The organism is Amycolatopsis sp. NPDC005961, from assembly GCF_040629235.1.
Lineage (GTDB): Bacteria > Actinomycetota > Actinomycetes > Mycobacteriales > Pseudonocardiaceae > Amycolatopsis > Amycolatopsis camponoti.
This window is the reverse complement of record NZ_JBEXVF010000103.1, coordinates 1-12,573: the sequence shown is the minus strand read 5'-3', so window position 1 is coordinate 12,573 and position 12,573 is coordinate 1. Positions and strand designations below refer to the sequence as shown.

The following is a 12,573-nucleotide window of genomic DNA, read 5'->3' as shown; positions in this document are numbered from 1 at the left end:
CCCTGGACGCATGACCCCGGACGACGACCCGACCGCGGACTTCCTCGCCGAAGTCCGCGCGGATGAGACGCCGTGGCGGCGCGACCGCCCGCCGGGGGAGCAGGCGCCGGAGCGCGCCGAGCGTCCTGAGAGGTGGGGCCGCACGCGAGCGGCGGGCCGGGCGGCCGCCCAAGCTGCGCCCTACCTCCAGGCCGCGGCCCTCGTGGCGTGGTTGGCGAGCGGTGCCTTCGATGACGGCTCCGGCAACCAAAGCGGCTGACGTGTTAGAGTCCGCGCCTTCCCGTGGGAGAGGCGAGCGATGAGGTTTCCGGCGTTCACCGTGATCGTGACCCGCGAAGCCGGTGTCTGGACCGCGAAGGTGACCGACGGCCTCGACGCCGCGGCCGACTTCAAGCGGTTCACCGATATCGACCCCGGCATGCGGAAGATCGTCGCGAACCAGACCGGTCTCCCGCCGGAGCGGTTCTACCTCCGGTGGCGCTACGAGTTCGACGACGCGGACGCGACCGACCTCGTCCTGCAGTACCAGGAGGCGCACCGGATCGCCGAGGACGTGGCCGAGTGGCGCGAAGGGGTCCGGGCTCGCTTGGTGTCGACGTTGAACGGGCAGATCTCGCAGCGGGCGATCGCCGACCTGCTCGGGCTGTCGCACCAGCGCGTCAACCAGCTCACGCACGCCCCGGTGCCCGACGCGGCCGACGTCGTCAAGCCCGGCCGCTGGGTGCCGCTCTAAACCAGCCAGGCGGCCGCGTCCGCCGGCAGCTTCCCGTCCACCAGCGGGCTGCTGCTCAGCAGTACCTCACCCGGCGGCAGCGCGATGGGCGTGGCGGACGTGTTGAGCGCGCACACCAGCCCGCCGCCCTTGCGGCGGAACGCGAAGCAGCCGGCCGGAGCGCCGTACCACTCCAGTTCGTCGCCGCCGAACGCCGAGTGCGTCTTCCGGAGCTCGATCGCCTGGCGGTACAGCGAAAGCGTCGAGTCGGCGTCTTCGATCTGCTTCTCGACCGTCAAACCGGCCCAGGAAGCCGGCATCGGCAGCCACGTCCGCGGGTTGCGCGAGAACCCGAACGGCGGCAGGTCGCCCTCCCACGGCAGGGGCACCCGCGAGACGTCCCGGCCGAACTCGGCGCCGCTGGTCTTCGCGCGCGGGTCGGCCATCTCCGCGAGCGGGATCTCCACGTTGGCCAGGCCCAGCTCCTCGCCGTTGTACAGGTAGACCGCGCCGGGCAGCGCCAGCTCCACGAGCGCCATCGCCCGCGCGCGCCGGACGCCCGCGGCACCCCCGCCGTAGCGGCTGACCTGCCGCCAGACGTCGTGGTTGCCCAGCGTCCAGGTCGCAGGTGCCCCCGTGCGAGCCGGCACCGTCAGGGAGCGCTGGATGGCCGTGCGCATCGCGTCCGCGTCGAAGTGGGTCAGCACCAGCCGGAAGTTGAACGCCAGGTGCAGCTCGTCGGGGCGCAGGTACCGGGACAGGCGTTCCTCGTCGGTCACCCAGATCTCGCCGACGGCCATCGCTTCCGGGTACTCGTCGAGCACCTTGCGGATCATCTGGTGGATCTCGTGGACGCCGTCGTAGTCCCAGCGCGGGTCGTAGTAGTGGCTCGGCCCGAGCGCGTCGGCGCGCGGGTCCATGTCCGGCAGGCCGGGCGGCTTGGCCATGCCGTGCGCGACGTCGATGCGGAAGCCGTCGACGCCGCGTTCGAGCCAGAAGCGCAGGGTGCGTTCCAGGTCGGCGGCGACCTCCGGGTTGGCCCAGTTCAGGTCGGGCTGCTGCGGCGCGAACAGGTGCAGGTACCACTGCCCGTCGGGCACGCGGGTCCACGCCGGGCCGCCGAACGCGCTGACCCAGTTGTTCGGCGGGTCCTCGCCCTTCGGGCCGACGCCGTCGCGGAAGATGTACCGGTCGCGCTCCGGGCTGCCCGGCGCGGCGGCCATCGCGGACTTGAACCAGGCGTGCTGGTTGCTGGTGTGGTTGGGGACGACGTCCACGGTGATCTTGATGTTGCGCTTGTGCGCCTCGGTCAGCAGCACGTCGAAGTCGCCGAGGGTGCCGAACATCGGGTCGACGTCGCGCGGGTCGGCGATGTCGTAGCCGTGGTCGGCCATCGGCGAGCGGTAGAACGGGGTCAGCCACAGCGCGTCGACGCCCAGCAGCTCCAGGTAACCGAGCCGGGAGTGGATGCCCTCCAGGTCTCCGACGCCGTCGCCGTCCGAATCGGCGAACGAGCGGACGTAGACCTGGTAGAAGACGGCATCGCGCCACCAGTCCGGCCCGGGTCTCATCAGACGAAGCTGTTCATCATGCTGTGCGCCGCCATCTCCAGGTAGGCCCAGAGCTGCCCGCGGTAGGGCTCCTCGAGGTTCTCCTCGTCGACCGCGATCCGGATGCAGCGCAGCCAGGCGTCGCGCTCGATCGGCCCGATCTTGAACGGCGCGTGCCGCATCCGCAGCCGCGGGTGCCCGCGCTGGTCGGAGTAGGTGTGCGGGCCGCCCCAGTACTGCATGAGGAACAGCCGGAAGCGCTCCTCGGCCGGGCCGAGGTCCTCCTCGGGGTAGAGCGGGCGCAGGATCTCGTCCCGCGCGACTTCTTCGTAGAACCGCGCGACGATCCGGTGGAACGTGGGTTCGCCGCCCACCGCTTCGTAGAGGTTCGCCGGTTCGCTCACTGCAGACACGCCTTCCATCTTGCCTTCCGGGTGCGGGTCCCCGACGCCCGGTCCCGCCCCTCGCCGGAAGGTCGCGAACCCGTTTCCCAGCGTAACCACGCGGGCCGGGTCGTGACGTACCTCACGACCCGGCCGCGGGCCGCTACTTCTTCTCGACCGCGGCGGCGGGATTCGGGAACAGCCGGCCGAGCGGCGGGTCGAACCCGGCTTCTTCCAGGGCCGCCAGCAGCTGGGCCCGCAGCGCCCGCTGGACCGCCCACTGCTTGCCCGGGCGCACCTTCACGGTCAGGCGCAGCTGGAGCCCCTCCGGGGTGACGCTTTCCACGCCCAGCATCTCCGGGGGCTCGAGGACGTGGTCCTTCAGCGCGTCGCTCGCCGTCGCGGACGAAGCCGCCTCGCCGAGCACGGTGGCCGCCCGCTCGACGTCGGCGGTGTACCCGAGCGGGACGTCGACGACCGCGACCGCGAAGCCCTGGCTCGAGTTGCCGACGCGGAGCACCTCGCCGTTGCGGACGTACCAGACCGTGCCCTTGACGTCGCGCAGCGTGGTGATCCGCAGGCCGACCGCCTCGACGGTGCCGGTCGCCTCGCCGACGTCGACGACGTCGCCCACGCCGTACTGGTCCTCGACCATCATGAAGATGCCGGACAGGAAGTCCTTCACCAGGTTCTGCGCGCCGAACCCGATCGCGACGCCGATGATGCCGGCCGACGCGATGATCGGGCCGAGGTCCAGGCCCAGCTCGCCCAGCACGAGGATGAAGGCGAGGCCGTAGACCAGGAACGTCGCCATCGACTTCAGCACCGACCCGATGGTCTGCGCGCGCTGGCGGCGCCGTTCGATCACGGCGGAGCCGAGCACCTCGGGGGCGCGCTCACGCAGGGGGCGGAGCAGGGCCGGGAGCTTGCCGCTGCCTCGGGGGAGCGTCGTGACGCGGTTGATCATCCGCCTGATCAGCAGCCGCACGACGAACGCGATCACGATGATCATCAGGATCTTCAGCGGCTTGGTCAGCAGCCAGTTCGTCGAGCCGGCCAGCCACTCGTTGCCGGTGGCCTTGTAGACCTGGGAGCACAGGGTGCTCAGGTCGTCGACGCACGGCGTCTTGGCGGAGGACAGCAAAAGGGACACGGGAGTTCGATCATCCTTCCGATCAGGTCGGTTTTCCCAACTTCGAGTGGATGTTGGGTCGCGCGGATGTGACACGTCTTGTAACACACGTGCGCTGGGGGCCTGTTCTGTGGTCGACTATGCCTACGCCCCTGGAGGTGGTCGAGTGCCAGACCGACAACCCAGCCCCCGCGGCGTCTCCGGCCAAGCCATGGCCGCCGAGACGCCAGAGGTGGTCCTGCGCGCCTATCCGGGGGGTACCGCATCCGGCGGTGCCGTCCCGGCCGGGCCGGGGAACCGCCCAGGGGGCATTACCCGCCCGCCCGGTCAGCGTAGTAGAGGCCGGGATCCGGCTGCCCCGGCCTGGGGCCGGCGCCGGGTGCTCCTGCTCAACGCCACCTTCGAGCCGCTGACCGCGTTGCCGCTGCGCCGGGCCGTGGTGCTGGTGATGTGCGGCAAGGCCGAGGTGGTGCACGGCGACCCGGGTGGCATCGAGCTGCATTCGGCGAAGGTGTCGCTGCCCGTGCCGTCCGTGATCCGGCTCAGCACGTACGTGCGCGTGCCCTACCGGGCGAAGGTGCCGCTCACCCGCGCCGGGCTGATGCACCGCGACCGGTACCGCTGCGCCTACTGCGGAGGGCGGGCCGAGACGATCGACCACGTGATCCCGCGCAGCCGTGGCGGACCTCACGCCTGGACGAACTGCGTCGCCTGCTGCGCCAAGTGCAACCACCGCAAGGCGGACCGGCTGCTCTCGGAGATCGGCTGGCGGCTGCGCGTCGTCCCGCGGGCCCCGCACGGCCCGCACTGGCGCCTGCTGGCGCATTCCAAAGAGGCCGACCCGCTGTGGCGGCCTTATCTCGGCTCCGCGGCTTGACGTCGCCCGGCTGACCGGGCCCGGACATGCCGGCGCCCCGGCTGCCTTGCGGCGGCCGGGGCGAGCCGGGTGCTTGCGCGTGTTCAGGTAAGTGCGTGCGTCCCCAGGAGTGACCGGTCAGGCAGCGAGCGCGTAGTCGCTCTGGCAGGTGACGCAGGTCCCCATGGTGACGCGCGTGCCGCGGGTGACCCGGGTGCCTCGCGTGACGCGGGTGCCGCAGGTGACGCGCGTGCCGGCCGTCACGCGGGTGCCCATCGTGACGCGGGTGCCCCGGGTGACCCGCGTACCGCGCGTGACCCTCGTCCCCGCCGTCACCCGGGTGCCCATGGTGACGCGTGTTCCCGCCGTGACGCGTGTACCGCGAGTGACGCGTGTACCGCGGGTAACCCTTGTGCCCGCCGTCACACGCGTTCCGGGCACGAATTCGATTTCGCTGGGTGACGAGGTGGTCTCGGTGATCGCCTGTGCGGGGGTGTGGACGCTGTTCATGGCAAGGCCTCCTGGGACCGGTGCGTTACCTGCTGGGGCTGAGGAGCGGGGCGCAAGGCCCGTACAGGTGAAAAAGCTACGAGGATTTCAAGGCGGCGACAAGGCGACAGCGGCGGGTGCGGCCGCCTGTACGTTGAGTTGCAACCTTTCGGCCCGAAGGTCTTCGCCCCAACGTTCCATCGGCCGCGAGCCAAGCGGCGGACGGCAGTCGGCTTACGACGAACGGTCGAGTGCGGTACACGCCGTGGCTTCGGTGGCTGAAGTGTCTTCGGAGGTCATCCGATACGCTCACCGCCGTGAACATCGTCGAGACGATCCTGGTCTTCGCCGTGATCCCGCTGGCCATCTACGGCCTCGCCGGGCTGCTGACGCTCCGGCGCAGGTCCGGCGGCGCCGCGCGGTACCGGTCCGGCCAGGCCTGGGACTACCCGGCCATGTGGTGGAGCGCCAACCCCGACGGGGTCGGCACCGGGCACCGGCACGCCGGCGCCGAGAACAGCGCGCCCGAGGGCGCCCCGACCGCGGCAGGAGGCGCTCGTGGCAACTGGTGAGCTGACGAAGCGCGTCGACGAGTCCGAACTGGGCTACGGCGAGGCTCTGACGTCGAGCGGCCGCGTGTCGGCCGCGAAGATGTACGAGCCGGAGGCGCCGACGAGCCCCTTCACCACCCGCCAGCTGGCCCGTCTCGACGAGGCGCTGACGTTCGCGAGCCGGGAGACCGGCCTCGACTTCAGCCTGTACCTCGGCGAGCTGGGCACCGACAGCCGGTCGGCGGCGGAGAAGCTGCACTCGACGACGGCCAACCCGGCGAACTCGGTCCTGATCGCGGTCTCCCCGGGCGAGAAGCTGATCGAGATCGTCACGGGCAAGACGGCCCACGTCCGTCTCCCGGACCGCGGCTGCAAGCTGGCGGTGGCGAGCATGGTGGCGTCCTTCAAGGAGGGCGACCTGGTGCGCGGCCTGGTGAACGGCCTCGCGAACGCGCTGCGCATGCTGTCCGACCAGGCGGGCCCCGCGCCCCGCTGACGCAACGGACGCAAGAGCCCCGCACCTCACCGAGGTGCGGGGCTCTTTTACGTCCGGCGCAGGCGGTCAGGCCTGGGCGTCGAAGTCCCGGGCGGCCAAAGCCCGGACGATGCCCGCCCGGCCTTCCGAGACCAGCCGGCGCAGGGCCTGCGAGTGCTCACCGGCCAGCCACGCGTCCGACGCCGTCACCGTCTCCGGGTCCACCGCCCACGACGGGTACAGCCCGATCGCGATCGGCTGCGCGCGCTCGCTGGAGCGCCGCTGCCACACCTCGTCGATCACCTCGAAGTACCGCGGGACGTACGAGCCCAGCAGCGCCTTCTGGCCCGGGTGGGAGAAGCCCGAGATGAGCGAGTCGCTGACCGCGTTCGGCAGCTCGTCGTCGTACACCGCGCGCTGCCACGCGTCGGCCTTGGCCTCCGCGGTCGGGCGCAGGGCGCGGGCGCGCTCCGCCTGGCGACGGCCCGTCGCCGTGTTGTCGCGGGCCAGCTCGGCCTCGATCTCCGCCGTGTCCGCCTTGCCGTGCGCGACCAGCGCGTGCAGCAGGCGCCAGCGCAGGTCCGTGTCCACCGTCAGGCCGTCGAGCGGCGCCGACCCGTCCAGCCAGCCGGCCACCACGGCCAGCGTCGCCTCGTCCAGCACCGACCCGGAGAGGGAGTTGACGAACGCCAGCTGGTGGTCCGAGCCCGGCTCGGCGGCGTGGACCAGCTCCAGCAGCCGCGTCGTGAACGCCGGCCAGCCGCGCGAAGCCGCCCACTCCTGCTCCGCGTAGGAATTCAGCGCCGTCTGGGCCTGCAGCAGCAGCCGCTGGACGACGCCGACCTCGGTCTCGGTGTGGATGCCGCGCTGCACCAGCGTGACGAAGTCGCGGGCCTTCAGCTCGGCCTCGCGGGTCATCTCCCACGCCGCCGACCAGCACAGCGTCCGCGGCAGCGGCTCGGTGATGTCGGCGACGCGGTCGATCAGCGTCGTCAGCGACGCCGGGTCGAGCCGCATGGTGCAGTACGTCAGGTCGTCGTCGTTGACCAGCACGAGCTTGCCCGCGGGCCGCCCGACCAGGTCGGGTACCTCGGTGCGCTCGCCGTCGACGTCCAGCTCGACGCGCTGGGTCCGGACGATCTTGCCCGAGCCGTCCTCGTCGTAGATCCCGACGGCGACGCGGTGGGTGCGCAGCTCACCGGCGCCCGGCTTCGCGCCGGACTGCACGACGGCGAACGAGGCGAAGTTCCCGTCCGCGCCGATCTCGTAGCGCGGGCTCAGCGAGTTGAGCCCGGTCGTCTCCAGCCACTGCGCGCTCCACCACGACAGGTCGCGCCCGGACGCCTCTTCCAGCGCGCCCAGCAGGTCGGCCAGGGTCGCGTTGCCCCAGGCGTGCTTGCCGAAGTACACCTTCAGGCCGTCGAGGAAGTGGTCCAGCCCGACGTAGGCGACGAGCTGCTTGAGCACGCTCGCGCCCTTGGCGTAGGTGATGCCGTCGAAGTTCACCTCGACCGCGTGCAGGTCGACGATGTCGGCCGCGATCGGGTGCGTCGAGGGCAGCTGGTCCTGGCGGTAGGCCCACGACTTCTCGATGTTGGCGAAGCTGGTCCACGCGTTCTTGTACTCGGTCGCCTCGGCCTGGGCCAGCACGCTCGCGAAGGTCGCGAACGACTCGTTCAGCCACAGGTCGTCCCACCAGCGCATGGTGACCAGGTCGCCGAACCACATGTGCGCCATCTCGTGCAGCAGCGTCTCGGCGCGCCGCTCGTAGGCGTAGCGGGTGACGCGGCTGCGGAAGACGTAGTCCTCCAGGAACGTCACCGCGCCGGCGTTCTCCATCGCGCCCGCGTTGAACTCGGGCACGAACAGCTGGTCGTACTTGGAGAACGGGTAGGGCGTGCCGAACTTCTCGTGGTAGAAGCCGAAGCCCTGCTTGGTCTCGGTGAACAGCCGGTCGGCGTCCATGTGCTCGGCCAGCGACGCGCGGCAGTAGATGCCGAGCGGGATGGTCTTGTGCTCGTCGGTGTACTCGTCGCGCCACTCGGCGTACGGCCCGGCGATCAGCGCGATCAGGTAGGTCGAGAGCCGCTCGGACTCCTTGAACACCGTGCGGACGGCGCCTTCGGGGGTCTCCTCGGCGGACTCCACGGCCGTGTTCGAGACGACCTTCCAGTCCTTCGGCGCGATCACGGTGAGCCGGTAGACCGACTTGAGGTCGGGCTGGTCGAAGCAGGCGAACATCCGCTTGGCGTCGGCCGTCTCGAACTGCGTGTACAGGTAGACGCTGTCGTCGACCGGGTCGACGAACCGGTGCAGGCCTTCGCCGGTGTTCATGTACCGGCAGTCGGCGGTCACGGTGAGCTCGTTCGCCTCGGCCAGGTCGGCGAGCGCGATGCCCTTGTCCTCGACGTACGCGCTGATGTCGACGTCGGTGCCGTTCAGGGTGGCCGAATGCACGCGGTCGGCGACGATGTCGACCCACGTCCGTTCGCCGGCCCGGGCGCTGGAGAACCGGACGGTCGTCTTCGACGCGAAGGTCTTCTCGCCGGGGCCGCCGTGGCCGTCGGTGAGATCCAGCTCGATGTCGTAACCGGTGACGTCGAGCAGGTCCGCGCGCAGCTTGGCTTGGTCGCGGGTCAGGTTGGGGGCGGGCACAGGCACCTCTGGTCGTTGGTATCGGTTTTCAACTCCCCGCATCCAATCATGGGGACGGGGTGGTGGGCGATGGGGAACAAGCCCGGGCCCCCGGGTGTTGGCCCGCTGTGCGGGGGTGTGCCCGCTCCCGGACCGGACCTGAATTCGCACAGGAGAACCTGATGACCGCTGCCGAGCAGCCCACGAAGGTCGATTTCTACTTCGACCCGATCTGCCCGTTCGCCTGGATCACCTCGCGCTGGATCCTCGAGGTGGAGAAGCACCGCAACTTGGACCTGAACTTCCGGATCATGAGCCTGTCCGTGCTGAACGAGGGCCGCGACGAGCTGCCCGAGCAGTACAAGGAGCTGCTGGCGAAGGGCTGGGGCCCGGTGCGCGTGGCCGTCGCGCTGTCGCAGCTCAAGGGCGAGGAGGTGCTGCGCGACTACTACACCGAGTTCGGCACCCGGTACCACAACCAGGGCAACAAGGACCGTGACGCGGTCATCAAGGAGGCCCTGGCCGCCATCGGCGCGCCGGCCGAGCTGTACGACGCCGCGAACTCAACCGAGTACGACGAGGCGCTGAAGAAGAGCCACCACGAGGGCATGGACCCGGTCGGCATGGACGTCGGCACCCCGACGATCCACATCGACGGCGTGGCGTTCTTCGGCCCGGTCCTCAGCTCGATCCCGCGCGGCGAAGACGCGCTGAAGGTGTTCGACGGCGCTGTCGCGCTCGCGAGCTACCCGGACTTCTTCGAGCTCAAGCGCACCCGGTCCGGTGAGCTGAACTTCGACTGAGACGCCTTCAAGGCGTTCCGAGGGCGGCCAAGGTGACGTCGCTGGGGTAGCGCGAAGCTGCCACAGCGGCCACCTCGGTCGTCTCTCCGCGCCCGACACCGGCCTTGAGCGCGATCAGCTCGTGCAGGCCGTGGCGGTGGTAGCGGACGAAGTCGGCGTCGACGGGGTCGCCGTGCCCCGGCACGATCACCCGCGGCTTCAGCGCGAGCAGTGTGTCCAGGGTGTCCGGCCAGGCCGTCAGGTCCGACTCGGCGCTGAAGGAGAACGCGCTGAAGCCGTGTTCGGCGTTCTCGACGATGTCGCCGGCGAAGAGCACGTCGGCGTCCGGCACGTGCACGACGACGTCGTGGTCGGTGTGGGCGCGGCCGGGGTGCAGCAGGACGGCCGTCCGGCTGCCGAGGTCGAGCTCGGTGCGGTCGGTGAACAGGTGGTCGGGCACGACGAACGTCGTGCGCGCGATGGCGTCCGCGGTCTCCGTCTTGCCCTGCTCGCGGTAGTAGGCGATCCACTTCCCGCGCGCGTCTTCCGCGTACTCGGTCAGCTCGGCGCGGCAGCCCTCGTGCGCCCAGACGGCGCAGGGCGTGAACCGCTCGGTGCCCCAGGTGTGGTCGAAGTGCGCGTGCGTGAAGACGACCGACCACGGCAGCGGCGTCAGCTCGCGGACCGCCGCCGCCAGCTCGGCGCCCTGCTCCAGGTCGCCGCGGGTGTCGACGACCAGGCAGCGCTCGGCCCCGACCACCAGCCCGACGGTCAGGTCCAGCTCCTCGTACCGGCGCGCGTGCACGCCGTCGGCGACCTCGATCCAGCGCCCGCTCATGCCAGTACTCCTTCACTCAGCATCGGGGCAGCATCGCTCACGTCGAGCCGCGCGGCCAGTGTGACGTCCCCGCCGTGCCCCGACTCGGTCAGCTCGCGCCCGGAAACGCAGCCCGCCAGGGCCGTGACGTCGACCGATCGGGCGGCGAGCACGGCTTCGGGGGACAGCGAAAGGCCGTGTCCGGCCAGCGCGGCGGCGATCGCCCCGGCGCCGACCTGGTCTTCGACGCACGGACGCAGCGGTCCGAGGGTGTCGCCGTGGCCGAAGATGGTCACCCCCCAGCGTTCCCCGGCCGCGATGAGGCCGACCGGCCCGCCCAGGTCGTGGGCCTTCGCGGCGACGGCGGAGGCGTTGCGCAGGCAGCCGGCGAGGACCCGCGCGCCGGTCGCCGCGGCCGCTTCGCAGAGCGTCGCGCCGTTGGGCGAGGGGAGCGCGAGCAGCGTCCCGGGCGGGATTTCCGTCACAGAGGACGGCCGGAGGGTGAACGCGCCCTCACCCGCGATGACGGCGCCCGCGGCCCTCGCCCGCGCCACGCCGCGCTCGTCGCGCCAGCGGACCGGCAGCACGCGGCCACCGCGGCCGACCACGAGATCCGTGGTGGTGCTGAAGGAAAGCACGTCGACGACCACCAGCACGGCGCATTCCCGGCCGAGGGCGGCCACGCCTTCGGCGCCCCAGTCGAGCCGGACGTCGTACGCCGACTGCTCCCAGATGCCCACCCCCGGAGCATGCCCGAAACCGGCCGTGATGGCAGACTCCCAGCCGTGCGTGTCTACTTGGGATCCGACCATGCCGGCTTCGAGCTGAAGAACCACCTCGTCGCCCACCTGGAGAAGCAGGGCCACGAGGTGACAGACATCGGTCCGCGGGTCTACGACGCGGCCGACGACTACCCGGCGTTCTGCGTCGAGACGGCGTTGCGCGTCGTGGCCGACGAGGGCAGCCGCGGCATCGTCGTCGGCGGCTCGGGCAACGGCGAGCAGATCGCCGCGAACAAGGTCCCGGGCGCGCGGGCCGGCCTCGCGTGGAGCGTCGAGACCGCCCAGCTGTGCCGCGAGCACAACCACGCCCAGCTGATCGGCATCGGCGCCCGGATGCACACGGTCGAGCAGGCCACCGAGATCGTCGAGGCTTTCCTGGCGACCGAGGTTTCGCCGGAGGAACGGCACGCGCGCCGCGTCCAGCAGCTGCTGGACTACGAGCGCACCGGCATCCCGCCGGCGCTGCCGGAGGCCTGATGCCCGAGGGGCACACGCTCCACCGGCTGGCGCGGCTGCACAAGCGCCGGTACGCCGGCGCCCCGGTAGAGGTGAGCAGCCCGCAGGGCCGGTTCGCCGCCGAAGCGTCCCGTTTGGACGGTCAGGTGCTCGTCGGCGCGCAGGCGTACGGCAAGCACCTGTTCCACGACTACGGTCCACACGGGACCGTGCACATCCACCTGGGGCTCTACGGCACCTTCGGCGAGTCCCCGCTGCCCGCGCCGGAGCCGGTCGGGCAGGTCCGGCTGCGGCTGGCCGGGCGGACCCACTGGACCGACCTGCGCGGGCCGACTCGCTGCGAGCTGCTTTCCCCGGACCAGGTGGACGCGATCAAGGCGCGCCTCGGACCGGATCCGCTGCGCCGCGACGCGAAGCCGGAGCAGGCGTGGGAGCGTGTCTCGCGGTCGAAGACGTCGATCGCGGCGCTGCTGATGGACCAGGCGGTGCTGGCGGGCGTCGGCAACGTCTACCGCGCCGAGGTGCTGTTCCGCCACGGCGTCGCGCCGCTGACCCCGGGTCGCGCGCTCGACCGGGCTTTGTGGGACGACCTGTGGGCCGACCTGGTGCTGCTGATGCGTGACGGCGTCCGCGTCGGCCGGATCGACACGGTCCGACCCGAGCACCTGCCGGAGGCCATGGGCCGCGCGGCGCGGGTGGACCGCCACGGTGGCGAGGTGTACGTCTACCGGCGGGCCGGCGAGCCGTGCCTGGTGTGCGGGACGCCGGTGGCGAACTCCGAGCTGGTCGGGCGCAACCTCTACTGGTGCCCCACCTGCCAGCCGGCCTGACCCGGTCGTGAGTGGGAAACAGGGTTAGAACACCCCGGTGCAGGTGACCGGCAACGCCGCGTCGTACCTGCTCGGCAACGGCCAGAGCCACGGCTACTCGGCCGACACCGTCGCGACCTCCGGC

15 protein-coding genes are annotated in these 12,573 nt (G+C 71.2%); 8 read left to right on the top strand and 7 right to left on the bottom strand.

The features are described 5' to 3' along the window. The first annotated feature begins 10 nt into the window (after window positions 1-10). Together ABZ342_RS45555 and ABZ342_RS45550 are read left to right on the top strand one after the other, a co-directional pair. A complete protein-coding gene (locus ABZ342_RS45555; RefSeq protein ID WP_360487341.1) occupies window positions 11-259 on the top strand; it encodes a hypothetical protein in 249 nt (82 codons plus the stop codon). A 39-nt stretch (window positions 260-298) separates the two neighbouring features. Beyond that, window positions 299-733, top strand: coding sequence for a hypothetical protein (locus ABZ342_RS45550; protein ID WP_360487338.1), 435 nt, complete (start codon window positions 299-301; stop codon window positions 731-733). Here ABZ342_RS45550 and ABZ342_RS45545 read toward each other — a convergent pair. The 3 genes from ABZ342_RS45545 to ABZ342_RS45535 form a co-directional block, all read right to left on the bottom strand. Beyond that, entirely contained in the window at window positions 730-2,283 is a 1,554-nt protein-coding gene (locus tag ABZ342_RS45545; protein ID WP_360487335.1) for a glycoside hydrolase family 13 protein, read from the bottom strand. The two genes, ABZ342_RS45550 and ABZ342_RS45545, sit on opposite strands and share 4 nt — an antisense overlap. Then, the gene (locus ABZ342_RS45540; protein WP_196425541.1) at window positions 2,283-2,684 is read right to left on the bottom strand and encodes a globin; all 402 of its coding nucleotides are present in this window, start codon (window positions 2,682-2,684) and stop codon (window positions 2,283-2,285) included. The genes ABZ342_RS45545 and ABZ342_RS45540 overlap by 1 nt, the downstream gene beginning before the upstream one ends. Before the next feature lie 124 nt (window positions 2,685-2,808). Continuing rightward, window positions 2,809-3,798 (bottom strand): mechanosensitive ion channel family protein, encoded by a 990-nt coding sequence (locus ABZ342_RS45535; RefSeq protein WP_360487332.1) that lies wholly within the window; start codon window positions 3,796-3,798, stop codon window positions 2,809-2,811. 358 nt (window positions 3,799-4,156) lie between these two features. Between ABZ342_RS45535 and ABZ342_RS45530 the strand changes: the two genes are divergently transcribed. After that, a complete protein-coding gene (locus ABZ342_RS45530) occupies window positions 4,157-4,654 on the top strand; it encodes an HNH endonuclease (protein WP_350310664.1) in 498 nt (165 codons plus the stop codon). A gap of 117 nt (window positions 4,655-4,771) precedes the next feature. Here ABZ342_RS45530 and ABZ342_RS45525 read toward each other — a convergent pair whose 3' ends face one another. Continuing rightward, complete coding sequence (locus tag ABZ342_RS45525) at window positions 4,772-5,143, bottom strand: hypothetical protein (RefSeq protein ID WP_360487329.1); 372 nt, start codon at window positions 5,141-5,143, stop codon at window positions 4,772-4,774. Window positions 5,144-5,439: 296 nt separating this feature from the next. Here ABZ342_RS45525 and ABZ342_RS45520 point away from each other — a divergent pair, with 296 nt between their 5' ends. After that, the gene (locus tag ABZ342_RS45520; RefSeq protein WP_360487326.1) at window positions 5,440-5,694 is read left to right on the top strand and encodes a hypothetical protein; all 255 of its coding nucleotides are present in this window, start codon (window positions 5,440-5,442) and stop codon (window positions 5,692-5,694) included. Then, window positions 5,681-6,169: a DUF5130 family protein gene (locus ABZ342_RS45515; protein WP_360487323.1), complete on the top strand. Its 489-nt coding sequence runs from the start codon at window positions 5,681-5,683 to the stop codon at window positions 6,167-6,169. Before ABZ342_RS45520 ends, ABZ342_RS45515 begins: the two co-directional genes overlap by 14 nt. Window positions 6,170-6,235: 66 nt before the next feature. Here the strand turns inward: ABZ342_RS45515 and pepN are convergent, their stop codons facing one another. Further along, window positions 6,236-8,803, bottom strand: coding sequence for an aminopeptidase N (gene pepN / locus ABZ342_RS45510; RefSeq protein WP_360487363.1), 2,568 nt, complete (start codon window positions 8,801-8,803; stop codon window positions 6,236-6,238). Between the two features lie 161 nt (window positions 8,804-8,964). On the opposite strand from pepN, the gene ABZ342_RS45505 reads away from it, so the two are divergent. Then, window positions 8,965-9,585 (top strand): DsbA family protein, encoded by a 621-nt coding sequence (locus ABZ342_RS45505; protein ID WP_360487320.1) that lies wholly within the window; start codon window positions 8,965-8,967, stop codon window positions 9,583-9,585. 7 nt (window positions 9,586-9,592) lie between these two features. Here the strand turns inward: ABZ342_RS45505 and ABZ342_RS45500 are convergent, their stop codons facing one another. Together ABZ342_RS45500 and ABZ342_RS45495 are read right to left on the bottom strand one after the other, a co-directional pair. Continuing rightward, the gene (locus ABZ342_RS45500) at window positions 9,593-10,402 is read right to left on the bottom strand and encodes an MBL fold metallo-hydrolase (RefSeq protein ID WP_360487317.1); all 810 of its coding nucleotides are present in this window, start codon (window positions 10,400-10,402) and stop codon (window positions 9,593-9,595) included. Continuing rightward, window positions 10,399-11,121, bottom strand: coding sequence for a 2-phosphosulfolactate phosphatase (locus ABZ342_RS45495; RefSeq protein WP_360487314.1), 723 nt, complete (start codon window positions 11,119-11,121; stop codon window positions 10,399-10,401). The genes ABZ342_RS45500 and ABZ342_RS45495 overlap by 4 nt, the downstream gene beginning before the upstream one ends. A gap of 45 nt (window positions 11,122-11,166) precedes the next feature. On the opposite strand from ABZ342_RS45495, the gene ABZ342_RS45490 reads away from it, so the two are divergent. Further along, on the top strand, window positions 11,167-11,640 hold the full coding sequence (locus ABZ342_RS45490) for a ribose-5-phosphate isomerase (protein ID WP_155545564.1): 474 nt from the start codon (window positions 11,167-11,169) through the stop codon (window positions 11,638-11,640). Next, entirely contained in the window at window positions 11,640-12,449 is an 810-nt protein-coding gene (locus ABZ342_RS45485) for a DNA-formamidopyrimidine glycosylase family protein (RefSeq protein ID WP_155545565.1), read from the top strand. The genes ABZ342_RS45490 and ABZ342_RS45485 overlap by 1 nt, the downstream gene beginning before the upstream one ends. The last annotated feature ends 124 nt before the right edge of the window (window positions 12,450-12,573 follow it).

Excerpts from the sequence above, each read along its gene's own strand:
- ABZ342_RS45555 (WP_360487341.1), top strand. The coding sequence starts at position 11 with ATGACCCCGGACGACGACCCGACCGCGGACTTCCTCGCCGAAGTCCGC.
- ABZ342_RS45550 (WP_360487338.1), top strand. The coding sequence starts at position 299 with ATGAGGTTTCCGGCGTTCACCGTGATCGTGACCCGCGAAGCCGGTGTC.
- ABZ342_RS45545 (WP_360487335.1), bottom strand. The coding sequence starts at position 2,283 with ATGAGACCCGGGCCGGACTGGTGGCGCGATGCCGTCTTCTACCAGGTC.
- ABZ342_RS45540 (WP_196425541.1), bottom strand. The coding sequence starts at position 2,684 with ATGGAAGGCGTGTCTGCAGTGAGCGAACCGGCGAACCTCTACGAAGCG.
- ABZ342_RS45525 (WP_360487329.1), bottom strand. The coding sequence starts at position 5,143 with ATGAACAGCGTCCACACCCCCGCACAGGCGATCACCGAGACCACCTCG.
- ABZ342_RS45505 (WP_360487320.1), top strand. The coding sequence starts at position 8,965 with ATGACCGCTGCCGAGCAGCCCACGAAGGTCGATTTCTACTTCGACCCG.
- ABZ342_RS45500 (WP_360487317.1), bottom strand. The coding sequence starts at position 10,402 with ATGAGCGGGCGCTGGATCGAGGTCGCCGACGGCGTGCACGCGCGCCGG.
- ABZ342_RS45485 (WP_155545565.1), top strand. The coding sequence starts at position 11,640 with ATGCCCGAGGGGCACACGCTCCACCGGCTGGCGCGGCTGCACAAGCGC.